The organism is Streptomyces sp. XD-27 (assembly GCF_030553055.1).
Lineage (GTDB): Bacteria > Actinomycetota > Actinomycetes > Streptomycetales > Streptomycetaceae > Streptomyces.
Window position 1 is genome coordinate 4991764 of sequence record NZ_CP130713.1, and the last position, 25009, is coordinate 5016772.

Annotated in this window: 21 protein-coding genes, 1 tRNA gene and 1 pseudogene; 7 read left to right on the forward strand and 16 right to left on the reverse strand. The window is 68.8% G+C overall.

Features of this window, described 5'->3' with window-relative positions:
* Positions 1-49: 49 nt before the first annotated feature.
* Positions 50-1708, reverse strand: coding sequence for a hypothetical protein (locus tag Q3Y56_RS21655; RefSeq protein WP_304463515.1), 1659 nt, complete (start codon positions 1706-1708; stop codon positions 50-52).
* A 213-nt stretch (positions 1709-1921) separates the two neighbouring features.
* Between Q3Y56_RS21655 and Q3Y56_RS21660 the strand changes: the two genes are divergently transcribed.
* On the forward strand, positions 1922-2071 hold the full coding sequence (locus tag Q3Y56_RS21660; protein WP_304463516.1) for a hypothetical protein: 150 nt from the start codon (positions 1922-1924) through the stop codon (positions 2069-2071).
* A gap of 679 nt (positions 2072-2750) precedes the next feature.
* On the opposite strand, the gene Q3Y56_RS21665 is transcribed toward Q3Y56_RS21660, so the two are convergent.
* The 8 genes from Q3Y56_RS21665 to Q3Y56_RS21700 all read right to left on the reverse strand — a co-directional run bounded on the left by Q3Y56_RS21665 (position 2751) and on the right by Q3Y56_RS21700 (position 10399).
* Positions 2751-3746 carry a DUF4365 domain-containing protein gene (locus Q3Y56_RS21665; RefSeq protein ID WP_304463517.1) on the reverse strand — a complete coding sequence of 332 codons (996 nt, stop codon included), beginning with the start codon at positions 3744-3746 and terminating at the stop codon, positions 2751-2753.
* 223 nt (positions 3747-3969) lie between these two features.
* On the reverse strand, positions 3970-5013 hold the full coding sequence (locus Q3Y56_RS21670; RefSeq protein WP_304463518.1) for a serine hydrolase: 1044 nt from the start codon (positions 5011-5013) through the stop codon (positions 3970-3972).
* Between the two features lie 222 nt (positions 5014-5235).
* On the reverse strand, positions 5236-6357 hold the full coding sequence (locus Q3Y56_RS21675; protein ID WP_304463519.1) for a glycosyltransferase family 4 protein: 1122 nt from the start codon (positions 6355-6357) through the stop codon (positions 5236-5238).
* Positions 6354-6890 carry a deoxycytidine triphosphate deaminase gene (locus tag Q3Y56_RS21680; RefSeq protein WP_304463520.1) on the reverse strand — a complete coding sequence of 179 codons (537 nt, stop codon included), beginning with the start codon at positions 6888-6890 and terminating at the stop codon, positions 6354-6356. The genes Q3Y56_RS21675 and Q3Y56_RS21680 overlap by 4 nt, the downstream gene beginning before the upstream one ends.
* Entirely contained in the window at positions 6887-7426 is a 540-nt protein-coding gene (dcd, locus tag Q3Y56_RS21685) for a dCTP deaminase (RefSeq protein WP_304463521.1), read from the reverse strand. Before dcd ends, Q3Y56_RS21680 begins: the two co-directional genes overlap by 4 nt.
* Positions 7423-8649, reverse strand: coding sequence for a metallophosphoesterase (locus Q3Y56_RS21690; protein WP_304463522.1), 1227 nt, complete (start codon positions 8647-8649; stop codon positions 7423-7425). Before Q3Y56_RS21690 ends, dcd begins: the two co-directional genes overlap by 4 nt.
* A complete protein-coding gene (locus tag Q3Y56_RS21695; protein WP_304465721.1) occupies positions 8646-9929 on the reverse strand; it encodes a UDP-N-acetylglucosamine 1-carboxyvinyltransferase in 1284 nt (427 codons plus the stop codon). Before Q3Y56_RS21695 ends, Q3Y56_RS21690 begins: the two co-directional genes overlap by 4 nt.
* Before the next feature lie 32 nt (positions 9930-9961).
* Positions 9962-10399, reverse strand: coding sequence for an ATP-binding protein (locus tag Q3Y56_RS21700; protein ID WP_304463523.1), 438 nt, complete (start codon positions 10397-10399; stop codon positions 9962-9964).
* A 176-nt stretch (positions 10400-10575) separates the two neighbouring features.
* Here Q3Y56_RS21700 and Q3Y56_RS21705 point away from each other — a divergent pair, with 176 nt between their 5' ends.
* On the forward strand, positions 10576-11847 hold the full coding sequence (locus tag Q3Y56_RS21705) for a helix-turn-helix domain-containing protein (RefSeq protein WP_304463524.1): 1272 nt from the start codon (positions 10576-10578) through the stop codon (positions 11845-11847).
* A complete protein-coding gene (locus Q3Y56_RS21710; RefSeq protein ID WP_304463525.1) occupies positions 11844-12401 on the forward strand; it encodes a flavoprotein in 558 nt (185 codons plus the stop codon). The genes Q3Y56_RS21705 and Q3Y56_RS21710 overlap by 4 nt, the downstream gene beginning before the upstream one ends.
* Positions 12402-12469: 68 nt before the next feature.
* On the opposite strand, the pseudogene Q3Y56_RS33560 reads toward Q3Y56_RS21710, so the two are convergent.
* The 5 genes and pseudogenes from Q3Y56_RS33560 to Q3Y56_RS21735 all read right to left on the reverse strand — a co-directional run.
* A pseudogene (locus tag Q3Y56_RS33560) lies at positions 12470-14092 on the reverse strand (relaxase/mobilization nuclease domain-containing protein); the annotation flags it as partial.
* Positions 14093-14096: 4 nt separating this feature from the next.
* Entirely contained in the window at positions 14097-14498 is a 402-nt protein-coding gene (gene mobC / locus Q3Y56_RS21720) for a plasmid mobilization relaxosome protein MobC (protein WP_304463526.1), read from the reverse strand.
* A gap of 399 nt (positions 14499-14897) precedes the next feature.
* A complete protein-coding gene (locus Q3Y56_RS21725; RefSeq protein WP_304463527.1) occupies positions 14898-16121 on the reverse strand; it encodes a hypothetical protein in 1224 nt (407 codons plus the stop codon).
* Positions 16122-16303: 182 nt separating this feature from the next.
* Entirely contained in the window at positions 16304-17563 is a 1260-nt protein-coding gene (locus tag Q3Y56_RS21730) for a DUF3631 domain-containing protein (RefSeq protein ID WP_304463528.1), read from the reverse strand.
* 137 nt (positions 17564-17700) lie between these two features.
* Positions 17701-17943 (reverse strand): AlpA family transcriptional regulator, encoded by a 243-nt coding sequence (locus Q3Y56_RS21735; protein WP_304463529.1) that lies wholly within the window; start codon positions 17941-17943, stop codon positions 17701-17703.
* Between the two features lie 467 nt (positions 17944-18410).
* Between Q3Y56_RS21735 and Q3Y56_RS21740 the strand changes: the two genes are divergently transcribed.
* Together Q3Y56_RS21740 and Q3Y56_RS21745 are read left to right on the forward strand one after the other, a co-directional pair.
* Positions 18411-18692 carry a helix-turn-helix domain-containing protein gene (locus Q3Y56_RS21740; RefSeq protein ID WP_304463530.1) on the forward strand — a complete coding sequence of 94 codons (282 nt, stop codon included), beginning with the start codon at positions 18411-18413 and terminating at the stop codon, positions 18690-18692.
* Positions 18693-19931 carry a site-specific integrase gene (locus tag Q3Y56_RS21745; RefSeq protein WP_304463531.1) on the forward strand — a complete coding sequence of 413 codons (1239 nt, stop codon included), beginning with the start codon at positions 18693-18695 and terminating at the stop codon, positions 19929-19931.
* Positions 19932-20026: 95 nt separating this feature from the next.
* Here Q3Y56_RS21745 and Q3Y56_RS21750 read toward each other — a convergent pair whose 3' ends face one another.
* The gene (locus tag Q3Y56_RS21750) at positions 20027-20371 is read right to left on the reverse strand and encodes a hypothetical protein (RefSeq protein ID WP_304463532.1); all 345 of its coding nucleotides are present in this window, start codon (positions 20369-20371) and stop codon (positions 20027-20029) included.
* Between the two features lie 114 nt (positions 20372-20485).
* Positions 20486-20558 (reverse strand) — tRNA-Arg (locus Q3Y56_RS21755).
* Positions 20559-21087: 529 nt separating this feature from the next.
* On the opposite strand from Q3Y56_RS21755, the gene Q3Y56_RS21760 reads away from it, so the two are divergent.
* Positions 21088-21480 carry a hypothetical protein gene (locus Q3Y56_RS21760; protein ID WP_304463533.1) on the forward strand — a complete coding sequence of 131 codons (393 nt, stop codon included), beginning with the start codon at positions 21088-21090 and terminating at the stop codon, positions 21478-21480.
* 7 nt (positions 21481-21487) lie between these two features.
* Positions 21488-24982, forward strand: a complete 3495-nt coding sequence (locus Q3Y56_RS21765) for an NACHT domain-containing NTPase (RefSeq protein ID WP_304463534.1) — start codon at positions 21488-21490, stop codon at positions 24980-24982.
* The last annotated feature ends 27 nt before the right edge of the window (positions 24983-25009 follow it).

Here is a 25009-nt window from a genome sequence, read left to right on the forward strand (position 1 = left end):
GGCATCGTGGCGCGGGCTTGGCACAGTGCACTGCGAGTGGGGACAGCCCTTAGTGTGGCACGGTCACTGCCAATAGTCTGCCGTCCCCGAGATGAAGCCAGCCCCGGCCAGGAGCGGTAGGGCTGCCGATAATGGAGTCTCCGGTCTTGATGCCGATCCAATCGCCGGCGTGCGGATTCTGGGGGGACAGCAGGAGGCCGCGGTGGGCTTTCTTCGCCTCGCTCAGCCAGCGGTAGCCTCCCCGGAGCTTGCCTTCATCGCCGCCCAGGACCAGCGCCGTACCCTCGTCGAAGCCGTGCTGCAATAGGTTCTTCAGCAGGCGCCAGGCATCACATTCGCTCAAGATCTCCGCGTCGTCCATCACGATAGCGACCGGTTCCTCAGTAGACGCCTCCGACAAAACTTCGTCGAGCTTGTGCCCGATGTTGTCCTCCACGAAGCAGGCCATCACACCGTCCCGGTCGGCCAATTCCCGCAAGGGTGACGGCCTGGGCGTGGCCAGCACGAGCCGGGTGCCGGCTGCGAGAAGAGAGCGCGCGATGTTTACCAGTGCCGTGGAGCGACCCGACCTGGCCGACCCGGCCACAACGAATGCCGGAGCCGTGCCGCGGGCCAGATCAGGGCCGTACGCGGTCATGCCGTCGCCTCCGACACCGGCGAGCGCCCACAACCTCGATGCGGCCGGGTCACGCATCGTCCACGCCTCATCGAAGCTGATGCTGGACGGCAACGCGGCAGAGCGTATCTGCACCTCCGATGCATCACGGGCCGCGTCCCAAAGGCCGAGCAGCAGGACGTGATCCTCTGGCGTCAGGCGCGCCATGTGCGAGAACGCAACGAGCGCCTCACGCTCGGGCAGCTCGTCATGGGTGTACCAGCGGATCCATGCATCCGCGGAGACACCCGTCTGCTCCTCCAAGTCGGTGAAGGACCACTTCTGCTTCAGCCTGTGTTGGTCTAGAACGCGATGCAGCGTGACCAGTTCCGATCGCGCCGGAGAGTAGTCCACCTCGAACTCTCTGCTCTTCACGCCGTAGAACGTCGCGTTCGCCGGCCTTCGCTCCTCCGCTGCGTCAGCCATCTTCACGAACCCCTCGCTGCGGCGCACCACACCAAGGAACACTCTCAGCGCGTCCTTGTCGTGCCACAGGGCCTGCGCTGCGTTGAGGATCAGGCCCTTCAAGGACTCCTCCGCGTAGTTGAACTGCGCAGTGGCCTGGTCGGCGTCGGCAGGAGTCTCGGCGCTGGCCGGTGGCCCTTCTGCTGCCTGCCCGCTTGTTTCCTTGTCGTCCTGCGACCACTTCCACAGGTCCTCGAAAAGGTCAGCCGCGTCACCATCGCAGTCGGCTGCGGTATCTGCCGGAGGGTGTACTGAGGCTTGCATCACCGTTTCCCTGACGACCTGCTTCCACAGGCTCTTGAAACGGTCGACTTCGCCGTCAACGTCGTTGCGTCGAGCAACTTCGGCTAGGGCGCTGACGATGGCCTCAAGGCGGCCCCAAGGCGGGAGATCCGGCTTCTGAAAGGTGTCCAGCACTGCCTGGTGGTTCACGATCCAGTAGTCCTGTGCATCCTTCCCGACGCGATCGCGAATAGTCCGGGCTGACGGGAGCCCCGCGTCCAGTCTCAGATCGTGGAGCTCATCGTTCAGCTTCTTCAGGTCAGGCTGGTCGGACAGCTCCGGCCTCTTCCACGGCTGGGCGACCACTATCTCTGCCCCTCCCGGTTGTTCCGTGTCAGATCCTGTAAACCAGACGCCCCGACGCCTGAACACACGATCGCCCGAGGCCGTCGCACACCGTCAGACGATAGCTGTTCTTGGCTGATGTCGTCAGTGATCGTCTTGGGGCCGTCAAGGCTGACCATGTGGCGTCCACGCTGGTGCACAACCCAGTTGGCAGCACACGGAAAGCAGGTCCTCATGGAAGAGATCAGCGTGCGCCTCGTAGTCCTCCTGCTGGTCGGCGCCCTCGTCGGCGCCCTGACCCTGCATGCCCCCAAACTCGGGGCTGCCGTAGTGGGAGCTGTCACGGTGGTGGCCATACTCGCCCAGCTCATGGCCCGCGAATGACTCCGGATCGCCCAATCGCATGTTGCCCCACCCAGACTCGTGATGCGTTGAAGATTCAGGGAGCCCCGCTCGAAGAGAACCCCCCTCCTGATCAAGCGCACCCCACACCCGACCTCGCCTCGAAGGCGGTGGTCATTCAGCCGGGCACACAGCGACAGTCAGAGGCCAGCGACGGTGAGCAGGGCGAGGGAACGGGAGACCGGGCCCAAGAGGTCGGAGAGCGGTGCGATGCCGTCGGCGGGGGGCGCACTTCCAGCTGGAGGTGTGGGCCGTCGAGGTGGAGACGGAAGTCGAAGAACAGGCAGTGCTGCGCTCGGCATTGGCGCTCTTGTTGGAGATCTAGCGCATCGAGGCTCGAGCCTCTGACCCGCAGCCCGCCTAGTAGTGCTTTGTCGGGTGTCGCTGACCTGCGACGATACGGCGGGGTCAGGTAGTGGGTCTGCTCGGCGACCGCGCCGTTCGCCGCAGGTCGCAGGCGTGCCCCGAGGCCGTCGATCGCCGGGTTCACGGTCAACGTCCCGGACCCGACAAAGCACTACTAGTCGACGCTTCGGCGACAACGCTGCGGTGCACAACTGCCTCGCCTTCCTGCGGTGGTGAGGGAGCCACCGGGATCGAACCGATCAGCCCTACGTCCTTGCATGAAAATGGCGACTCATGGGGATTATGCCGGAGTTTTTCAAATGTGTGATTGGAGTTGCTTCTTCTTTCGGTCGCGGGCAAACCCGACGAAGCTAATAATCAAAAATTTGATGCCAAGCGAGGGCACGATGACTCCGGCCACGATCCAAGTTGTTCCCCACCAGCCGCGATCCCCGTCAGGGTCCATTATCGGAATCCAGAGGAAGTTGCCCGCGATTAGAGAGAGCCATTTGCCGGTTTCTCTGGGGACTCGCCCAGCCCTAAACTCGAAGAATATGGTCAAGCCCATGAGAAGCATGAAGGAGTAAAGGCCGAGAACCCACGGGACTGGGCTAATGTCCGCAGATCCTTCAACGAAGCGGATTTGGCGGGGCCACTCCCATAGCATGATCAAGGCCAAGGCTTGCAAGGGAAGGGACCGCCGCAGGTCTCTTAAGATGACGTGAAGGCGTTCCTCGTGGCGAAGGGCGAAGTCCGCCATGCTCTCGTAGAGGGGGTTGGGTGCTGTCTGAGGGTCCAGCCCTCGTCTGGCGCGCACGGCTTCGGTGAGCGCCTCTTCCTGACTCGCCGCACGAATGCGCATCCTGGAATCGCCGGCGTAGGTTGAAATTTCTGCGTAAAACTCGTGAACCGTGTCTGCGTTGAGCCGTGAGGTCTTTGCTACTTGAATCCAGCCAGGGCTTTCGTCTACGGATCGTAACTGTTCGGTGAGATTGATCCAGAACAGTTCTCTCTTTTTCATGTCGTAAACGACGCCAATGATGGGGATGCGGCTCTGTCGCCAATCTTCGAAGTGGTCCTCTACGGGTATCGCATATCCATTGACCCGCTTGTACTTCTTGCCGCTTTTTACCTGAATGGCAATCCAGTATCCCGTTCTCTTGCCGCCGCGCGTGAAGTTAACGATCATGTCTTCACCGTGATCGTTCCCTCCGTCGATCTCCTGAACGATGTGATCGTTTTCCTCAAGGAGTGCGCGCAGGGCGTTGACGCCTGCCCTCTCAATCCGGCGGCTAGAACGAACGGTTGACACTGTCCCCCTCGAAATCAGTGACCGTCAGGATACTGGCAGGCTCTGACAACGTGTGCTGATCGCGGCCACCTTGGGGTTGAGCCTGGTCTTGTGGGTTGGGAGGTACGGGCGAAACCCGTGCTTGGTGCTCAGTGTCAGCGGTGTGTCAGCGTCCCCCACGGCTTGGTCGCCACGTTTGCTCCTCGCCGCGCGGGATGAGCCGGCTGGCTGCGCAGCTGCCGTTCTAGCCGAAGGACAGCTCGCGGAAGGCGTTGCGAAGGTCCGTCAGGGGCTGGCGGTCGCGGGTGTAGTAGAGCTTGTTGGTCAGCAGCACCGCCCACCGTCGGCGTCTGGGGCAGACCCACATGCCGGTGCCGGTGAAGCCGTAGTGGACCCAGACGTCGTCGGCAGGAGCGGTTCCGGGGGCGGGGTGCCAGAACAGGCCACGTGCGGGCTCCAGGGTGCCGGTCTGGATGGTCAGCGACTCCGTGGTCCAGGCCGGGCCGAACCCGGCCCGCCCTGGGGCCGCGGCGGTGTCCAGCATGTAGCGCAGGAAGACTGTGAGGTCGTCGAGGACGGTGAAGGCGCCGGCGATGCCGCACACTCCGCCCAGGAGTCGGGCGGAGAAGTCGTGGGCATTGCCCTTGAGATGGGTGTCGGTGTCCTGGTCGAGCTCGGTTGGCGCGCACCGGGCGGCGATCTCGGCGGGCAGTGGTCCGAAGCAAGTGGAGTTCATGCCCAGCGGCTGCCAGGTTCGTTCCGTGGCGAGCCGGTCGAGGCTCTGAGCGGAGAGGTGTTCGGCGAGGTAGCCCAGGATGAGGGCGGCCCGGTCGGTGTACTCGACGGCCTCGCCAGGGTGGCGGTGCAGGGCTTCGTGGAGGACGCCGTCGCGGATGTCCTGTGGGTCGGTGCCGTACAGGTTCTTGAGCTGGGCCCGCAGTGGGACGCCAGCGGTGTGGGTCAGGAGGTGGCGGGCGGTCACTGCTCCGAGCGGGTGACCTTCGACCTCGGGCCAGAGGGTGCCGAGTGGGGAGTCGAGATCGAGTTTGCCTTCCTCCCAAAGGGCACCGATGGAGGACCACACGGCGAGGATCTTGGTGAGGCTGGCGGCGTCGAAGACGGTGTCGGGCCGCATCGGTACGTCCGGCTCGTCGGGGTCGAGGACGCCGATGGTGCTGTGGGCGCGCGTGGCCGCGGCGTCGCCGACGGCCCACACGGCGCCGGGGTAGACCTTGTTGCGGACGCCCTCACTCAGGAGCTGTTCGATGCAGTCGGTGCGGTACGTCATGGTCTCCCTGTTCGCCGTGGGCATCCCGCTGGGTCAGCGTAGTGACGCGGGCGGGACGCGCGGGGCAATGGCGTGTCTGGCATCGGCCGTGGCACAGGCGTTCTCGTTGCCACGCTGCTGCTCGCACCGTGCTGGACCTAGCAGCCGACGCTGTTAGGCGCAGCGCTCTGACCAGGCATCTGGTGGTCTAGCAGCCGCACTGGCCAGATGTGTGAGCGTGTTTCAGGTGAGCTGGTGGCCGAGGTCGGCCAGGGCCTGGGCCGTCGCCGGGAGGGGGTAGCGGGCGGCGTTCGCGTAGCCCGCTTGTCGTAGGGCTGGTAGTAGGCCGGGGGTGGTCCGCAGGCGGTCGAGGTCGCGGGTGAGAGCGGCGGGGTGGGTGAAGTCGGTAGCCATGCCGGAGGCGGCGAGGGCTTCGCTGAGGCCAGGCACGGGTTGGTAGAGGACGGGCAATCCGCAGGCTTGGGCTTCCAGCGCGACCAGGCCCATGGCCTCCAGGGTGGTGGACGGCATGACCAGCGCGTCGTGTTCGGTGAACGCCTTCCACAGTTGGGGACGGCGGAGCCAGCCGAGGTAACGGGCCCTCACACCTGCCCGCTGCAGCAGCGGGGCCAGGCCATGGAACTGGGATCTGGGGGCGGCAATGCTCAGCTCGACGCCTCGGACGGGGACCAGGCTCTTGACCAGGGCCTCCACGCCCTTCTCGGCGGTCAGACGACCCGCGTACAGCAGGCGCAGGTGGCTAGTGGACGTGCGGGCAGGCCGAGGTGGTGGGTCGGTGATCAGGTGGTCGGGGATGCCCCAGGGGATGTGGGCGATTTTCCGGTGGTCCACCTGTGGGGCGAGTTTGAGGAGGTGGTCGGCCATCGCACTGGTGGGTACCACGATGGCGTGGGCGGCCCTGGCGGTCTCCCGCAGGACCTGGAGCTGGTTGCGGTGGACTCCTGCGAAGAGCAGGTCCGTGCCGTGGACCAGGGCGATCCTGGGGTGTGCGGGCAGGGCTCGGAGCAGGGCGGGGGTGGCGCCGAAGGCGAGGTGCTGCAGGTGCAGGACGCCTATCTGGGACGGGTCGATCGCGGACGCGAGAGCTTCGCGTAGGGCTGCGACGTAGCGGTCGAAGGCGGGGCCCTCCAGGCACTTCCCGGCCACGGGCAGCAGGTCGAGGCCGGCTCGGGGGCGGCGTGTGGAACCGGGCGGGGTGAGCATGAATGCCCGTGCGGGGATGAGGGGCCTGTCGCCGGTGTAGAGGTCGAGGAAGAGTTCGACGCTGCCGCCGGGGCTCCCGGCGGGCAGGTCGAGGAAGGTGGCGGCCAGCGGTCCGGTGGCCGGGCGGACAAGGGGGCTCACAGCGCTCCTCGGGAGATCTCTTCGTAGAGGCGGGAGATGTCGATGCCGCTGGTGGCCGCGTACTTGGCGCGTTGCTGCTGATAGCTGGCCGGGGTGCCGAAGGCGGTGAGGAAGATCAGCTTGCCGAAGGTCATGCCCGGGTAGATGCGGGCGGGCTTGGTGGCGCGGATCTCCAGGGTCCAGCGGATGGCGTGGCCTTGGTGGCCGAGCGGGGCGGAGACGTGGACCCAGATGCCGAGTGAGCCGGTGGCACGGTCGCCGTTGAGCATCTGCGCGTACGTCTCGGAGCCGGTCTTCTCCAGCGTGACGCCGAGGTAGAGCACGCCCGGCTTCAGCACCAGGCCGGATGTGGGGATGGTCTGCTCGGTGAATGCAGTCGGGGCGGCGGCGTCCAGGTCGCTGTCGCAGATGCGGATCGTGTCCCCGAGGCGCCAGTCGTAGGCGTTCGGGGAGAGGCGGGTGGGGTCGTACGGGTCGATGGTGATCTCGTCGGCCTGGATGGCGGCGGCGATCGCGGGGCCGGTAAGGATCACGAGGCGACCGCCGGGATGCGGGCCGTGTCCTGCCAGTAGTGGGAGGGCTGCGGGCCTGTGGCGGCCTGGTACTTGCCGCGGTAGAGCGTGATGGAACCGGTGGAGACGAAGAACATGATCTGCCCGATCTTCATGCCGGCGTACACCCGCAGCGGCCGGATCGGTGTGAGCATCAGCGTCCACTGCCCGTGAAAGCCGATGTCGCCGATAGGGGCGGTGATCTCGACGAAAAGTCCCAGTCGGCCGACGGAGGAGCGGCCGAACAACAGCGGTACGAACGTGTCGGAGCCGACCTGTTCGAGGGTGTGGCCGAGGTAGAGCTCGCCGGGCTGGAGCACGTACCCGTGCTCGTCGATCTCGACCACCTGTGTGGGGTTCGGCTGGTGGGCGTCGATGACCGCTGCGGTGTACGTCAGCAGCGTGGGGCCGAGGCGGACGTTGTAGCTGTTGGGGTTGACCTGCTCGGGCTCGAAGGGGGTGATCGTTAAGCGTCCGTCGTGGGCGGCGGCGGTGATCTCGGGGCCGGTGAGGATCATCGGGCGGTCTCTCCCTTCTCTTCGGGCAGTGGGGTGGCGATGGTGCGGCGCACGGCCTGGCCGAGCCGGAGCCCGGCCTGGCGGGTGCGTCCGCCGAGGTAGGTGTCGGCGAGGTAGCCGGTGGTCAGCACGGAGCGGATTCCCGCTGGCAGTGGCCGGGGTGCGATGGCCAGGGGGCCGACCTGTTCGGTCAGGCGCGTGAGCAGGCCGTCCAGGTCCTTCGTGTAGGTGTCGGGGAGGAAGGCGTGGACGAGCTGGTTGTCGAAGGGCTCGATGGCCAGCAGGTCCCCAAGCGTGAGCCGGTCACCGAGGTAGGTGGGCCGCAGGGCGGTCTCGTTGAGAACGACCGCGTCGGCCCCGAACCCGGTGTGGAGCCGTTCGGCGATTTCCTGCAGTAGGTGGTGCCGATCCAATTCGGTGTCCCGGTACGGCGCGTTCACCGTGCCGAGGGTGGCGGCGAGCATCCGGCCGATGAAGGCGATCTTCTCCTGCAGTACGGCGAGGTCCTCGGGGGCCACGGATGGGGTGGGGAAGGCGCAGGTGCGGGCGGCCCAGCCGGTGCCGACGGGCTCGGCGGTGGCGTAGCCGATGCCGAGCTCACGGCCTTTGACCACCAGGGTGTCGCCGACGTGGACGGGTCCGTAGGTGTCGCTGTGGCAGTGCCCGGAGAAGATGACGTCTGTGAACGGGCAGGCCGCGGCCAGCTTCAGGTCCTCGTCGAAGCCGGAGTGGGACAGCACTATCCAGGCGTCGGTCCGGTGATGGTGCTCCAGCATCAGCTCGCGCAGAGCCTGAGCCGGGTCGGTGACGTGGTGGCCCGCGCGCTGGTCAGCAGGGATCGCGTTGAATGCTTGCGGGCCGATCGCCGCGGTGACGGCGACTCGCCGGCCGCCGATGCGCTCGATGCGTACGCGGTCGAAGAGGGGCTCGCCATCGTCGTCGATCGTGTTCGCGCATACGGTCATCACGCGCAGATCCGGTTCGAAGTAGTGCGGCCAGCCGTGGTTTCCCGGGGCGAGCAGGTCGTACAGGCTGGTGAGGATTTCGCGTTCGATCTGGCCCTTGCCGAAGCGGTAGAAGCCGCTGCCTTCGAAGAAGTCGCCGCAATCGACGATCAGGCTGTCGGCCCTGGCGGTGTGGAGGTGGGCGAGCATCGGCGCGCCCGTGTCGAAGGCGGAGTGGACATCGGTCGTGGCCGTGATCCGGAGGAGTTCTCGGCTCATGGGGTGACCTCGCAGATGTCGGCGCCGAGGGCGTGGAGTTTGGTGGGCAGGTCGGCGTGGCCGCGGCGGAGCTGGTCGAGGCCGCCGAGGGTGGTGACGCCGCGGGCGGTGAGGCCAGCGATGAGCAGGGCGGAGCCCGTGCGGATGTCGGTGGCCTCCACCCCGGCGCCAGTCAGCCGCTGCGGACCGGTGAGGTGGCATTCGGTGGGCGACAGCTCGTGGATCTCGGAACCCAAGCGGGCGAGCTGGGGCAGCAGGTTGCTGTGGCGACCGGGATTGATGGCGTCGGCGAACAGATGCTTGCCGGTGTACCCCAGGGCCAGCGCCATCAGTGGCGGTTCGAAGTCGGCGTCCAGGCCCTCCGGGGAGAGGGACGCGATGGCTCGCAGCGATCGGCCGGTCGGCTCGGCGTCGCGGGCCTGGACGGTGAGAGCACCGCCCTCCACGCCGGCGGGGACACCGATCCACTGCAAGGCATTGATCAGAGGAGCGACGTCGTCGCCGCGTACGCCGAAGATGTGCGCGCTGCCGCCGGTCGCAGCGACCGCGCAGGCCAGGGTTCCGGCTTCGACCTTGTCGCCGGGCACCCTCCAGACGATGGTCTCCGCCGAGACGGAGGCGGCCGGCTCGAGCGCCAGGACGGTCTCGCTGGCCCGGCACTCCCATCCTGCTGCCTGCAGTGCTTCAACGACGCTGAGCACCTCGGGCGAGAGGTTGGGCCTCCCGAGGCGTAGAGACCGTCCAGCCACGACGGCGCGCAGGAGGGCGGCGATGGTCGCCCCGCGGGACCGGAAGGGCAGCACCAGGGACACGGTTCCGGTCCGGCTGGCGGCTGCCTCGACGAGGTATCCGTTGTCGTCGATGGTCGTGCGGTCGCCGAAGCTCTCGTAGACCTTGAAGTGCAATTCCATCCCACGTTCGCCGATCCGGCAGCCGCCCGGCCACGGCAGCCAGGCGCGGCCGTATGCGCCCAGCAGAGCCGGTACGAGGTAGTACGAGGCCCGGATACGAGCGGCGACCTCGGGATCCTGGCCCGGCTGGGGTTTGTCGCTCGGCAGGATCACCGTGGTGTGCGGATCTCTGATCGGGCGGGCCGCGTGCCAGCCAGCCTGCTGGAGCAGGGTGAGCATCGTCTCGACGTCCGTGTTCGCTGGGACGTTTCCCAGATGCACCGGGCGGTGCAGGGCCGCAGCGGCGGCCAGCAGGGGCAAAGCCGCGTTCTTGGACCCGTCGACGGTGATGGAACCGGCAAGGGGACTGCCGGGTCGGACGGCGACCACTTCGGCGGCGACTGGCGGAACTCGTACAGCTGTCAACAGTCAACTCCTCTGCATTGGAAGGCGCGGTGGGGCGGGAGCGGGGCGCTGACCTTGAACTGGGCCCAGCAGCGCTTGCCGGACGGCGTCGGATCGAATCCGTGGCGATCGGCGAGTGCGGCGATGAGGAACAGGCCCCGTCCGCCTTCCTTCTCCGTATCCGGCAGGCCGACCCGCGGGACGTTGGGGCTGGCGTCGGTCACCTCGATCAGCAGACCGTCGCTGTTCAGGCGGGCGGTGGCCACGATTGGACCGTCGTTCGTGTGCCGTACCGCGTTGGTGATCAGCTCTGCGGCCACCAGCTCCGCCGAGTCCAGGAGCTCCGGGTCGAGGAGGGCGCCCCAGGCCCGTATCCCGGCAGCGAGCTGCTGCCGTGCGGATGCGGCAGCGGCTCGTGTGCCCGCGACGGGAAAACAGATCTGGTGCACTTCCATGAGCGGCCTCCTGGATCGGTGCGGCCACTCCACGCAACCGCTCCAGGGGCAACCGGAACCAGGCCGTGTGCCAGGGCTGCATCACTTATGCAGGAGCTGCATCACGGTCAATTGCCAGTCGATTACGCTCGGTCGAGCAGGCAGGATCGGCGACGGCAGGAGGAGCCGTGGCACAGATGGCCGAAGCGCAGAGCGAAGCGAGACGGATCGGCGAAGTGATCCGTCAGGCACGCGTGTTACAGCGGCGCTCGCAGAGGGACGTCGCCGCCGCACTGGGGTATCACCAGTCGAAGGTGAGCCGCCTGGAGAGCGGCAGGGGCACGGAGGACGTGCGCGTGCTGCGCGAGATCGCACAGGTACTGGAGATTCCGCCGCAATGTCTCGGCCTCGCCGCCGCCCCCGACGCCAGCCCCGCCGACCCCGGAACCGAGGACATGCACCGCCGTACCTTCCTTGCCGTGAGCGCCGCCGCGCTCGCGGCTCCGCCGCCGTCGACCGCAGCACATCACGAGCTGGTCCGGGTCCTGCTGCCAGGCACGAGCCCTGCGGCCACCGGGCAAGCCTTGGCCATCGACGAGCTGCGGGAGCGGGCACGGGCCGTACGCCGGATGTTCTGCATGTGCGACTACGCGGAACTGGAGCAGACCCTGCCGGGTCTCATCGCCGATCTGCGCCAGGCCGCCGGTGGCTCATCCGGCTCGGCGGAGGCGTCCGGGTTGCTCGCGACCGCGTACCAGACGTCGGTGAGCCTGTTGCTGAAGCTAGCCGATCAGGGCAACGCCTGGCTCGCGGCTGGTCGGGCCATGGCCGAGGCGGAGAGGTCCGGGGATCCTGTCGTCCTCGCCGCCAGTGTCCGCGTTCACGCCCACGTGCTCGTGCGGGAGAAGCACACCGCCCAGGCCGTGAACATCATCCGCCACACCGCCGACCAGCTCACAGGCTCCTACGACCAGCGCTCGCCCCGGTACCTGGCAGCGGTCGGTCTGCTGTTGCTCCGCGGGGCGACCGCCGCCAGCAGAGACGGTGACCGCGACACCACCCAGGACTTCCTCACCGAGGCCAAGGAGGTGGCTCGCTACGTCGCCTTCGACCGGCCTGACGCCTGGGCGAACTTCAGCCCCACCAATGTCGCCCTGCACGAGGTCAGCGCGGCCGTCTCCTTCGGCGACGCGGGCATCGCCCTGGAGACCGCCCGTCCCCTCATGCGCCGCCACATCCCCGTACCCGAGCGCCGTGCTGCCCTGTGGGTCGAAACTGCCCGCGCCTACAGCCAGCAGGGCCGCCTCGCCGACGGATACCAGGCCCTGCGCATCGCTGAGAGCTGCGCGGCACAGGACATCCGCCGCCCTGCCGTCCGGGAACTGGTCGCCGACATGGCCGCCCGCGACCGCCGCCGTACCCTGCCGGAACTGCACCACTTCAGCCGACAGCTGGGAGTCCCCGCGTGAGTGATCAGCCCGACCAGCAGAGCAAGAAGCCGTTCCTGTACGTCGTCGTGTGCGCGGCCGGGATCGCTGGCGACGTCGGCAAGCTGATCACGGCCGCTCAGGAGGCGAACTGGGACGTCGGTGTAATCGCCACCCCGCAGGGCCTCGGCTTCATAGACGCGACAGCCGTCGAGGCACAGACCGGCTACCCGATCCGCTCGGCCTGGCGTTCCCCAGGTGATCCGCGTCCGCTGCCGCCCGCCGACGCCATCGCGGTGGCCCCGGCTACCTTCAACACGATCAACAAATGGGCCGCGGGGATCTCCGACACCCTGGTGCTGGGCATCCTGTGCGAGGCGTACGGCTTTGGTATCCCCACCGCGGTCCTGCCCTACCTGAACTCTGCCCAGGCCGCCCATCCCGCGTACCGGCAGAGCCTGGAACGGCTGCGCGAGATGGGCGTCCTGGTCGGCTCGTACGAGCCGCACCGGCCGAAGGCCGGCGGCGGGGCGGACCGCTTCCGGTGGGATGAGGCGCTGGAGCTGCTCACGCCCAAGCTGTCCGCCCCGGCCTGATCAGCGGCGCCGTGCCTGCGGCGGCTGTGGGGGCAGGGCAGCCGCTGCCGTGTGCGCCGGAGCAGTGGGGTGCTGCGCGGTGCTGCGGGCCTGGGCGCGGGGCCGGGTGCGTGGCGTTGGCCGAGGCGCTGGATGCGCCAGGTCAGCGCGCGGGCGGGGTTGCGTGCGTCGTCCAGGGGGCGCTGGCTGAGGGCCTGGTCGAGGATGGTGGCCGCGTTGTGCCCTGCCTTCTCTGCCTCCGCGAGCACTGCGGCGAGGGCACCCCAGGCGGAGTCCTTGAGGATGCGCTCGGCGTACTCGGGGACGGCCTGCCGGATGTGCTGGGCGAAGCGGTGCTTGGCCTGTGGGGTGGGCGCGCGGTGGGCGAGGGCGTCCAGTACCGGTCCGGCGATCTGCGCGTACGCGGTCTGCAGGTGGAGGAGGGTCTGTTCGGCCGCTGCCTCCTGTTGGGCGTGCTGGCGGGTGCGGTGCCAGTGCCTGGCGAAGGCCACTGCGGTGAGCGCGGCGTCGATCAGCATCGCCAGGCCGGACCCGTCGCCTCCTGGGGAGGGGGTGCGCCAGATTGCCTGGACGCTGCGGCGCAGGACGCGGGCGCTGTCGTGGTCGGCGGTGATGCGGGAGCGGGTGGCGCGCTCGAATGCTGCGGAGGCTCGTTCCAGTTCGGCCTTCATCGCGGTCGGTGCGGTGAGTGGCAGCAGGTCCAGGGTGGCGCCGAGTGCGGCGAGCTGTCCTTGGGCGGCGTGGTCGTCGCCGTGGGTGAGGTGGTGGGGGATGCGTTCGGTGGCGGCGGTGGCCTGGTGCCACGGATTGCTCTGCGGGATAGCGGCGGGCTCGGGGCTGGTGTCGGTGAGGCGCTTTCGGATCTTGGGCAGGGAGAGGTCGCCTGCGAGGGTGGAGCCCGCGTACCAGATGGGTTCGCCTTGCTTGTTGACGTCGCCGGGCAGGGCGACGCTGTAGCCGGTCACGTCGCCGGACGGCTCGGTCTTCGGGCGTACGCTCACGCCGGTCGCCTCCAGGAACGCGAAGAACTCGGTTTCGCTGGAGGCGGCGGCCACGGCGCGGCGTACGCGCATGCGCAGGATCTCGCGGGATGCGGCGTCCTGGCCCAGGCGCTTGGCTTTGAAGTGTTCCTTGCTGGTGGGGCGTTTGGCGGCGGTGCCGTCGCCGGGCTTGAGCCGCCTTAGCCCGTAGTCGATTTCGATCTTGCGGGCCTCGCGCTGGACGGCGCGCTGGTCGTAGTCGCGGCGGGGGCGGCGGCCGTCTTGGCGGACGAGGGTGGCGGCGATGTGGATGTGGTCGTCGGCGTGGCGGACGGCGACCCAGCGGCAGGCTTCCTCGTCCCCGGCCGGGGCGATGCCGGCGGCGGCCACGATGCGGCGGGCGATGTCGGCCCACTGGGCGTCGGTGAGGATCGGGTCCTCGGGTGCGGCGCGGACGGGGCAGTGCCAGACGGTGTACTTGGGGGCTTTGTCGCCCAGCATCTTCACGGGCTGGTCGAGCTGTGCGGCGAGCTGGGCCTCTACGTCCTTTGGATCGCGGTGGGGGCTGTGGCCAGGGTCGGGGGCGAAGCCGTTCCACGACGCCACCAGGTGCGGGTCGGTGTGTTCGTTGGCCCGGCCGGGGCCGAAGAGGTAGCCGATCGTGCGGCGGATGGCCTTCGGGCCCTTGCCAAGGATGATCTTCGGTATCACCTGCTCACCGCCCCTCAGTGACCTGGGCGACGGCGGCATCCAGCTCGGCGATGGATGCCTCGACGCGGTCCAGGAGTCGTTGGACGGTGTCGTGGTGGGGCCAGGCGCCGTCCTTGTTGAGGTGCCAGGTGAGCTGGTTGAGGTTGCTGCCGATCTTGCCGAGCTGTCCGTTGGCGGCCATCAGCGCCTTCACCATGGCGCGGTAGTCGGCGACCGCGGCGGTGGGATCGTCGGCGCGGGCGGCAGCGAGGGAGCATTCGGCGACGTAGCCGCCCGCTGCCATCTTGCTCAGGGCAGCGGCGTTCTTGACGAGGGCGAACTCGTCGTCGTTGTAGCGGGGATGGAAGCGGTGCTCGCGAAGCTGCTTGTCACGCAGACGGCGACGCTGCACGGGCTTCTGCGGCACGTTCGACGACGGCTTGCTGGTCCCCGTCTCGGTCGGCCCCCCAGGGCCGGCCGACTCCGGTGCCCCCTCGGCGCCGGATGCCTCCGCCTCCTTGAGGGCGGGGGCCGGGTAAGGACTCCTTACCCGACAACTTGCTGCGCGGTTGTCTGGGGTGGTGGGCGTCTCCAGCCGGGAAGAGGGGAGTTCGTGGTGCGGGTGGTGCATTAGGGGTTGATGTCTCCGTTGCATGGGGGGTGGGCCTGCATGAGTGGTGCACGCACGCCAGGACGGACGCGTGGGTGATGCGAGCTATGGGGACCGTCCCCGGGAAGATGCCGCCTGAGCGCGAGGGCCTGTTAGGGGCGTACCGGTGGTACCGGAAGTACTTCCGGTACCACCGGAAGGTCGTGGTCCTCAGGCTTAGCTGGTGCTCTTGCCGAGGTCGGGCCCGTTTTCGAACTCGGCTTCCAGGGCGTCGACGACGTTCTTGAGACGTGCGTTGCTGGCCTTGAGGCCACGGTTCTCCCGGATCTCTTCGACGATGGCCTTGCGGGAGACCTCTCCCATCCGGGCGACCACGGTGCGTCCGATGGCCAGCAGTTCCTCGTGCGTGGCGTCGGGTGGGCGGCCGGTGCGCCGCGGCGTCGCACCGGCTTGTTCCGGGAGCGGCGGGACTGGGTCGGTGGTCTCCTGCTCCGGGCTGGAATCTTCCCGGGCTCCGTCCCCTGACCGCCTGCCCTCGTCGGCTTCTCGGCTGTGCGCGTCAGCCGAACTCGTGGCAGCGGTGAGGTCGGTCCAGGGGGAGGGGAGATCGATGGTGGCCAGGGCCTTGGCGTGGCGGCGGGCGGCGAGCTGGTGCAGCAGCTCCTGGCGCTGGCGTGGGTCGCTGCCCACCTGGGCCCGTGCGACGGCTCGCGACAGCCGCCGGGCGGCGCGTCGCCCGCGCCAGCTGCCCCGCTGTTTCGGGGAGCGTTCTGAGTGGCGGGCAGCGAGGGCGACGGCCTGGCGGGTGGCACGGTCGCGGGTGATCTGAGCGGCGTCCCGGTCGCGTTCGGCGAGCCCGAGGCGGGAGAGCGCGCGTTCGCGGATCTCCCGGCCAGCCCTGGCAATGAGGCTGTGGGACGTGGCCTCGGGTCGGCGGTGCCGCAGTTCGATGCCCATGGCCTGGTGCCAGAGCAATGCGGCCATGACCGGGCCGACGAAGGCACGTACCGTGCCGCCGACCGGCCCGGATTCTGCGTACGCGGGCAGGATCTGCACCGCGGTGATGGCCCAGGTCAGGATGGCGGGCAGGCCGGGGGCCTGCCGAGGGCCGTGGAGGTTCTGCCGGGCCAGCAGGGCGGTGGCGAACAGGGCGAACTCAGCGGCGGCGAACATCGCGGCGCGCTCGACGGTGCTCCCCATGTCCAGGTAGTCGGCGGCGAACCGCCAGCTTGTGTCCGCGCTGTAGGCGGTGCAGCCGATCGCAGCCAGGGATGCAACCCACACGGCGGGTGTGCCCGCTCGGCGTTCGATTCGGCCGCGGTGGGTGTGCTGCTGGATCAGCCGCCGGGCCAGGAGGGCGCCGCCCAGGACGACAGCAGCAACGGCGGAAAGGACGACGGGGGTGGAGGGGAGAGGTGGTGCGGCGAGAGGCAAAGGCACTCCGGGGTGATGGCAGGTGGCCTGGCGCGGCGGGAGGCGTGGGCAGAGAGGTGCTGACTTGTCGCACCCGTCGCATGCCTGGTCAGAGCAGGTACGGGGGCCCGGCGTGATACAGGAGGACCCGTCACGGCTGCACGACCCGTCACTGGGATGACCTGGGATGCGACGCGTGCGACGAGTCTTTACGGGTGGACCCCCGACCCGTGACGGGTGGTCTCGTCAGCGTTGCCGGGAGCCGGCTCCTCGGGGCAGTAGCGGGCCCAGGCATCGGTGAACTGCAGGCGCGTGAAGCCCCTGGCCTGCCGTCCACCCTCGAAACGGAGAACGGCCGCCTGAATGCCGAAGTCCTTCAGCATGATCCCCAAGTAGCGTGGGGTCAGGCCCGCGTTGCGGTACTCCGCCCATGGAGCCTCCTGGTCCTTGAGGAGCTCCTCCAGCAGGTCCCGCGTACGCATGATGTCGGGATCGTCGTAGCGCGCGAAGACCCGGCGGATGTCCCGCAGCAGGCGAGTCTTCAAGTTCGACTCGTCGTCCTGGCCCACCTCTGCCGCGCACATGGCCACGCATGCTTCGCGGGCCCGCTCCGGCCAAGTGCCGCCTGCGAGTTCGGCGACGACCACCAGCGGCTCCCAAGTGTCAGCCGCCCTGTCCTGTACTGGCATCGGGGGCACCAGGTCGGCGGCGGTGTCGAGCAGCGGGCGAAGCCACGCGGTGAGCCGGTCTCGCAGTTCGTGCAGGGCGGGAATGTCGCGTCGGGAGCGGAACTGCTCCACCCGCTCCCCACTCTTGCGGCGCTGCATGCGGATCACCACTGCCCGGTCCATCACCGTGTCCGGCAGATCGCCGATCCCGGCGAGCGCAGCCATGGCGAAGGTGGGGAACGCCTGCGGCTTGTGCTCCGGACCCGAGATCCGCAGGGCGGGCCGGTTGCGCTGATGCCCGGCATTCAGCAGGCCGCGCAGCTCCTCGTTCTTCTCGGCCGCCTTGATGCTGCCGAAGATGGTGTCGGCCTCGTCCACCAGCAGGGTGGGCGGGTCGTCGCCGATGGCGCGGAAGACTACCGCGGGACTGGTATTCACGGTGATCAGCGGATCGTGCACGGTCTCCGTGATCACATCCAGCAGGCGGGACTTGCCGCAACGCTTCGCCGGTCCGACCACCGCCAGGCGGGGCGCGTGCTGCAGTGCGGGCTGCACGTGACTGGCCGCCACCCACAGTGTGACGGCGGTCAGTGCCTCGCCGCTGGGCAGGATCACGTACCGGGCGATGGCTTCCCGCAGCTCATCCAGCAGTGCGGCGCCCTCTGTGGCCTGCGACGGCTCCTCGTCCTCGGCGGACGAGCTATCGGGCGTCGCGGGGGATCCCTGGCCTGGGACGGCGACAGGCGGCCAGGTGGGCGTCGGGGATGCGGTGGGGGTGGTGGAGGACGTAGGTTCGTCCACAGGCGTTCCTCCCTGGTGGGCCGGACGGGCAAGGCCCGGCCCACCGGATCGATCATTCGCGGGCGATGGGGCAGGGACCGTGCGGCTCTCGGCGGTGGCTCGCCGAGAGCCGTTTCGCTGTCCTTGAAAGGGCGGCGTCAGACCGCGAGGTCGTAAGCGGACTGGCCGGTCACCCAGGCGTCCACCTCGGACCAGCGGTAGCGCAGATGACGGCCGACCTTGTAAACGTTGGGGCCGATCCCCCGGTACTTCCACTGGTAGAGGGTCTTCACCGGCACCCCGAGGTACGCGGCGACTTCCGCAGGGGTGGCCAGCGGGCCACGCTGGGCAGCCGCAGCGGCGGCAGGTGCGTTGGCACTACGGGGAGAGGTCTTCGGCACAGGGCTCCTTTTCGGTCTTGAACAACGGGCCTGGACAACACAGCCACACCATCCAGGGGAAAGTCCAGAGTTGGTTCTGAAACTCTGTACTACTTCTCTCGGCGTGGCCGGGGAGGCCAAAACAGTAAGGGCGGATCCCCGGTTGCCGAAATCGCTCCCGCGGAAGCCGAAATTTTCTGCGGCGAAGCGGCCGGCAGAGGGGTCGGAATCCGATACCTCAGCAGCTCAGAGACAGTGCAGAGTGGTCTGGGGCGATGCGGCTAGCGCGCTGGACGCTATGGTTGATACCTGCGCAAAACGCCCATCTTGAAAACGTTTAGGGAAGGTAGCACGGTGCCCGCGCCGAAACGATTCGCGATGTACCGGAATTCGATGAGACGAACGCCACTTCGCCCCCGGGCGACTTTTCTAGAGTTTAAGAACTAACTCTTGCCATAACGCCAGGCTGCAAGTTACAGCTAACTGTCATGGCAACCAGACCTGTCGAAATAGGCCCTGCCGGCCTCCACACCGCCCGCGCCATCGAGCACATACGCCTCGTGCGCGGCCTGACCCAGCACCAGCTCGCCGCCCGCTGCACCGCACTGGGCCGCCCGATGACCAACACCGCCCTCAGTCGCACCGAACGCGCCCGCCGCCGCTGCGACGTAGACGACCTTGTCGCCATCGCCAGCGCGCTCGGCGTGCCTCCCACGACCCTGCTCCTGCCGCTCCCGTCGGTGTCCAGTGATGACCGGAGGGGGTGCTAGTTGGCGCGGGTCTGGATTGAGGACCGCATAGGGCACGCGGCGTACGTACGGGCCGTGGCGGAAGCCAAGCGGGCAGGGCGTACGCCACCCGGGCGCTACCGCGTGCGCTGGTACGACCCCGACGGCAAGCCGAAGATGAAGACCTTCGCCCGCAAGGTCGACGCCGAGGCGGAGCGGACGAGGATGGAGTCCCGTCTCAACGACGGCTCCTACCGTGATCCCGCAGCCGCCCGCGTGAAGTTCGCAGAGGTGGCGGAGTCCTGGCTGGCCGCGCAGATCCATCTCAAGCGCTCGACCCGGAGCCGCTATCGCGGCGTTCTCGACGTCCACGTGATCCCCAAGTGGGGCACCACCCCGCTGGACCGCATCCATTTCGAGGACATCGCCGAGTGGCTCGCAGACCTGCTGTCCGGTGAGGCGACCGGCGGCAGGAAACTCAGCCCACGATCGGTGCGCAAGGCGTACGTCGTCCTCAGCCGCGTTCTCGGCTACGCGGTCAAGGCTCGTCGTCTGGCGGTCAACCCGGCTGTCGGCGTTCCCCTGCCGAAGGCGACGCCGGCCGACCACGTGTACCTCGACGACATGCAGGTCGACACGCTGGCCAACGCGTCGGGCGCCTACAGGGTGTTCATACTGCTGCTGGCCTACACCGGCCTGCGCTGGGGCGAGGGGTCCGCGCTGAAGGTGGGCCGCGTTGACCTCGACGCCTGCCGGGCCCACATCGTCGAGGCGTACGCCGAGGACAACGGCAAGCTCTACCTCGACACGCCCAAGAACCATGAGCGCCGGTCCGTACCGATCCCGCGGTTCCTGGCCGAGGAGTTGAAGCCCCACGTCCAGGGGCGGGGAGATGAGGAATTGCTCTTCACCGCCCCACAGGGCGGACCGCTGCGGGCCCGCAACTTCCGTCAGCGGTTCTTCGCGCCGGCGGTCGTGAAGGCTGGACTGGGGCATCACAAGGTCACCCCGCACAAGCTGCGGCATACCGCGGCCTCGCTCGCCATCGCCAGTGGCGCGGACGTCAACGTCGTACAGACGATGCTGGGCCACAAGTCCGCGACGCTGACCCTCGATACGTACGGGCACCTCTTTCCGGACCGCCTGGACGAGGTCTCGAAGAAGATGCACAAGCGCCGGTCCAAGCAGCTGGCCAAGGCGAAGGCCAAGCTGGAGAAGGCGGAGAAGAAGACCCGCAGGGCCGCTGAGGCGGTGGCCGCCCTGGAGGAAGATGCCGCGTGATGTGTGCCTGATCCGTGCCGGGGAGCCGCAACCGAAGGGGCCGCCCCACCACGCTGATGCGGTGGGGCGGCCCCTTGCGTCTCCCTCGGATCAGGTCAGCCGCGCGGTCGGTGGTTTTCCTGCCAGGCTCGGTCGATCGCAGCAGCGGTCGCGTCCCCGGCCAGCTGCTCGATCTCCTCGGGTACCTCCCGCTCGTCGAGCACGAAGAGTCGGCCACCGACGAGGTGCGTGGTCGTCTTCCAGCCGAGACGGCGCCCCGCTTCCCGAGCGGCACGCCGGACGTCCTTGAGCTCGCCCATCTCGCCAAGATCGTCGTCGCTCAGGATCAGCTGCCCGTAGTAGCCCTGGTACTCGGGCTTGAGGGCGGTCCGCATCACCGACTCAAGCTGGTCGACCAGCTTCTCGTACCAGCGCTGGGCCAGCTCGTCCTTCATGGGCATCGCGCACAGCTCCCCACCCTCTGCCCGCAGCCGCATGTGTGCCATATGTGTGCTGCGAGTACGAAGGCCCTCCCGTCCGACGGACGGAAGGGCCTCTGACCAGGTGTTTCTCTGTGCCCCCGGCAGGATTCGAACCTGCGACACCCGCTTTAGGAGAGCGGTGCTCTATCCCCTGAGCTACGGAGGCGGGGGCTTGTAGAAAACCTTGTCGAAAACCCGGGTAGTGGATCTTCATTGAGGTCGGCAAGCCCGCTGGTCAGCGTGGTGTGAGGGCCGCGTGGTGGGTGGCCCCTGCGCCGGTGTGGCTGACCAGGGACAGAGTAGCGGATGTGGCTTTGGTTGGGGTGTCCGAGTGGGGATCGGCGGGTGGCTGTCGGCGCTGACCTGGTGGTTTCTTGCTTGAGTGCGCGGGTCTTCGGTGAGCTGGCCGAGTCGCAGCTCGGACTCGGGCTGTCGCGGTCCGTTTGTCAGAGCTCTGGGTGTTGGCTGTTGGCTGAGGGCGGGGCCGCGCGCCGGGGCGGGGGAAGGGGGGCGTGGTCTCGACCAGCTTGCGCCCTAGAAGCTGGCCTTGATGGAGCCATGACAAAATGGAGATGCCTCGGGTGAGTTCCGGTTTCTGAAGCCTGGAAGGCTCATGAAGACCTTGGCCTGTCTTCGGGATGGTTGCCCTACCCTCGATGCACGAAGCGTGTCCAGGCAAGCGCGAAGAGGTGTCCATGGAACCGATAGCGCCGGAACTGCTGATGGCTCTCGCGAGCGGCACCGCCGGTGCCGCCGGGCAGCAGATATGGACGTCCCTGCGCGATCTGGTCCGGCGGCGGACGGACGCAGAACCCGGCGGCGAGGGCGAGTTGACCGCTCTCGCCGCCGCGGTCGGCAGTGTGGAACGCGTCGCGCGCGCCGAGCGGTTGGCGCAGGTGCTGGCCGAGTGGGCTCGGCAGGACTCCGCGTTCGCCGATGCGCTGCGGGCCTGGCGGCAGGATGCCGTCGACGCGATGCGGACCGGGCCCGGTGACGTGCACAACGAGGTCTCCGGCGGCCGGCAGGAGACCGTCATTCTGGCCCGCGACATCCACGGCGACATCAACCTCGGCGGCCACGGCGGATAGGCGCCAGGTGACGGGGCACGGGAAGCCCTCGGGGGACACGCACAACATCACCAGCGGTGGACAGCAGGGCTTCCTCATCCAGGCGCGCGACATTGTGAACCTGTACGTCCAGCCGCACGTGGCGGTGGGGGTACGGGGGCTGGTCGCGGGCTTCGGGCTGTATCTCCTCGCGGTACGACCCGAGTTGCCGCTGCCTCGCGGCTACGATCCGGGTCCGGTGCGGCTCGGCTGGCTGCTGCTGGCCCTGGCCGTGGCGTCCGCCGTTGCCGCACGGGTGCTGGCCGCGCGGCGCAGGCGGCGTGACCGGGCCTGGCAGTCGCCGGAGCACCTCCAGCGGGTGGCCGACGGTCTCGCCGAGGTGCTGCGGCGGCAGTACGCCCGCGACGAGCGGCTGATGCACATCGCGGAACCCCACCCCATCGAGGTGGAGTGGACGCCCGCGGGGGACACGCCGCACGCCTCCATCTCCGAGTACTTCGAAGGCACCCCCGACCGGCGGCTCATCGTCCTCGGCGGTGCGGGCGCGGGCAAGACGGTGCTGGCCCTGCGGCTCGCCTCCGAACTGCTGGACGCACGCGCCCCGGACTCTTCGCGACCCGTCCCCCTGGTGGTCTCCCTCGCGTCCTGGAACCCGCGCCGGGGACTGGCCCAGTGGCTGGCCCGGCAGCTGGCCGCCGACTGTCCCCAGGTGTGCACGCCCGTGCCCGGGGCCCGCCCTTACGACGTCGCCCTCCACCTCCTGCGCTCCACCGACCACGTCCTGCTGGTCCTCGACGGATTCGACGAACTGCCCTCTGCACGCCGCAAGGACGCCCTGCGCCAGCTCGGCGAGAGCCTGCGGGGAAGGCCGTTCGTCCTCACCAGCCGTGAGGACGAGTACCGGGAGCACGCACCCGACCCGAGCGTGTTCTCCCGCACGGAGATCGTCCTCCAGAGCCTCACGGTCGACGCCGTGGGCACGTATCTCAACCCCTCGGGGTCGGGCCGCTCCCCCTGGGCACCGGTCCTGGATCGGCTGCGCGACGCGCACGACGTGTCCGCCGAGACGGTGCGGCTGCGCGAGGTGCTGCGTGTGCCGCTCATGGCCGGACTGGCCCGGGTCGCCTACGGCTGGGACGGCAACGATCCCCGGGAGCTGCTGTCCCGGGGCCGGTTCACCGAAGAGGGTGTGCTGGAACGGCACTTGTACGACGCCTTCCTCGACACCGCCTACAGCGCCTCCCACGACATACGCGCCGAACACGGCGGCTGGCAGCCCGGCGACGCACGCCGGTGGGTGGGCTTCCTCGCGGCCCGGATGAAGGCCGCCAACGAGCAGGACTTCGCGTGGTGGCGGCTGCAGGAGGAGATGCCCTGGCCGGTGCGGGGACTGTGTCTGGCGCCCGCGTATCTGCTGCTGGTCCTGATGGTGGCGTGGACCGGCGTGGGAGCCGCGTGGTGGGGTGCGTGGCTCCCGGTGTGGGCCGCGTTCGCGCTGGTCTGCCTGCTCACGCTCTACGGCTTCGCCGCCGACCCCGACGACGAGCGCCCCTCCCCGTGGCGGCTCGCCCGGCCCACGGGAACGCGGGTGCGCGCGGCGCTGCGGGCATGGAAGGCGCGGGTGCTGGCCGTGGCCTCCGTGCTCGCCGCCGGGGCCGTCGTCCCCGCGGCCGTGGCCCTCGGGTGGGGGGCGGCGGGCTGGTGTGTGCTCGTCATCGGGGTCCAGCTGCAACGGGTCGTGACCGCCGTGTGGCGGTTCGCCGATCCGGCGGTGGGTCTGTCCCCGCGAGAGGTGCTCCGGGCCGACCGGCGCGTGGTGCTCACCCTGGGCTGGCTCGCGCCGCTGAGGCTCGGAAAGGGTGAGCCGGGGGCTGAGCCGGGGGTCTCGTGGTTTCCGCTGGCCCTGCCCCCGTTGGTGTTCGCCGCCTGGCAGTGGACCGACCGCGGCCCGCACGTCGCGACCCCACGCGACTGGGCGTTCGCCGTGGCCGCCACCCTGCTCGCCGTGTGGTTGTACGCCGCCGGGTTCTCGGCCTGGGGCCGGTACAACGTGGCCCGCGTCTGGCTCGCGGTCACGGGCCGACTCCCCTGGCGCCTCACGGCATTCCTCGAGGACGCGCACGCCAGGGGGGTGCTGCGGCAGGCCGGGGGCGTGTACCGGTTCCGGCACGTCGAGCTGCGGGACCGCCTGGCGGAGGCCTACGACACCGGTGAGCCCCAAGTCCGTACTCCGATGCGGGCACCGTTCGCGTCCTCGGCCTCCCTGTCCGGTGGCCTGGCGCTGTTTGTCCTCTTCTTCAGCGCCGTGTCCGCCGAGCCGCCGCCGGACCCGGTCGCCTTCGCGCCCGAGGCGTGTTCGCTGCTGAGCGACCACGAGATGCGGCAGGTCATGACCGACGGCACGAAGTCGGGCCGTACGAAGAAGCACGTCGTCACGCTGCCGGGCCTGTGGCCGACCGTACCGGGCAGCAATGTGTGCGTCGCCTCCGAACAGTCCCCGTTCGCGCCGGACGTGGAGATCGGGATCGCCGCCGTGGGCTGGAGGTCGGACAAGGAGGTCAACGGAGTCCGATACGCCGCAGAGCAGTTCCGCACCATCGGGAAGCGGCCCCTCGCGAGGGGGGAGCGGCGGCTGGCAGGGCTCGGTGACGAGGCTGCCGAACTCGTCAAGAAGGACTGGTACGGGATGTCGGCCATGGAGGCCGAGCCCTGGCAGGCGATGGTGCGGGTACGGGTCGGCAACGCGCTGTTCGTCGTCACGTACGCCGAGGAGTTCGCCGGCCGGGAGCGCACCAGGGAGATCGCGGAGATCCTGATGCGTGACTTCCTGCGGCGCGCGGGCCTGGACGACGACTCCGATGGCGGGGGCGGGACGGGGACGCTGACAGCGAGTCGGCGCCGACTGGCCGATGTTCCGCGCGCCGAGGTCCCGAAGCAGGGCACTCGGCTGGCCAAGTACACCCAGGTCCCGGGACAGTCTGTGTACGGGGCGACGTGGAAGGAGAGGGAGCGATCGTACGTGTGGGCAAGCCGGCGCCTGCCGTTCGCCTTCCGTGCGCCCAAGCAGTTGTTCTGCCTCACCGGCGGCGAGGGCGATCTCCTCACGTACGAGTGTGAGCGCATCACCACGGCGGCGGCTGGACTGGCGCCCGACATCATGATCCGGATTGCGTCCAACCTCGGCTGCGGGGCCTCCTGCAACGAAAGAGACGCCGACGCCTACGTGCGAGCTCTCCTGAAGTATGGCGACCCACGGTGGACTGGCGTCCCATCGTCCCCCGAGCGCGGTACGACCGACTACGCGCAGGAGACCAGGACCGTGGGCAGGGAGCGGCGCTACGCCATGTATCTGCGCCGGAGTGTGGTCTGGCACAGCGAGGGCAGGCAGCGGACCTGGAGGCTGTGGGTGAAGGTGGACGTGCCGGAGAAGGACAGGGACCTGGCCCAGAAGGTGGTGAATGACATCTTCACCCAGTCCGGCGGGCGGGGCCGGCCCCGCCCGTCAACTGAAGACGCTCAATGAGCCCTGGGCCAGGCCGAAGGGTCGGGC

What these genes read in the sequence shown, in the direction of transcription:
- Q3Y56_RS21670 (WP_304463518.1), bottom strand. Translation starts at nt 5,013, where the DNA reads ATGACGTACCGCACCGACTGCATCGAACAGCTCCTGAGTGAGGGCGTC.
- dcd (WP_304463521.1), bottom strand. Translation starts at nt 7,426, where the DNA reads ATGATCCTCACCGGCCCCGAGATCACCGCCGCCGCCCACGACGGACGC.
- Q3Y56_RS21690 (WP_304463522.1), bottom strand. Translation starts at nt 8,649, where the DNA reads ATGAGCCGAGAACTCCTCCGGATCACGGCCACGACCGATGTCCACTCC.
- Q3Y56_RS21750 (WP_304463532.1), bottom strand. Translation starts at nt 20,371, where the DNA reads ATGCCCATGAAGGACGAGCTGGCCCAGCGCTGGTACGAGAAGCTGGTC.
- Q3Y56_RS21660 (WP_304463516.1), top strand. Translation starts at nt 1,922, where the DNA reads ATGGAAGAGATCAGCGTGCGCCTCGTAGTCCTCCTGCTGGTCGGCGCC.
- Q3Y56_RS21700 (WP_304463523.1), bottom strand. Translation starts at nt 10,399, where the DNA reads ATGGAAGTGCACCAGATCTGTTTTCCCGTCGCGGGCACACGAGCCGCT.
- Q3Y56_RS21740 (WP_304463530.1), top strand. Translation starts at nt 18,411, where the DNA reads ATGGCAACCAGACCTGTCGAAATAGGCCCTGCCGGCCTCCACACCGCC.
- Q3Y56_RS21760 (WP_304463533.1), top strand. Translation starts at nt 21,088, where the DNA reads ATGGAACCGATAGCGCCGGAACTGCTGATGGCTCTCGCGAGCGGCACC.
- Q3Y56_RS21705 (WP_304463524.1), top strand. Translation starts at nt 10,576, where the DNA reads ATGGCCGAAGCGCAGAGCGAAGCGAGACGGATCGGCGAAGTGATCCGT.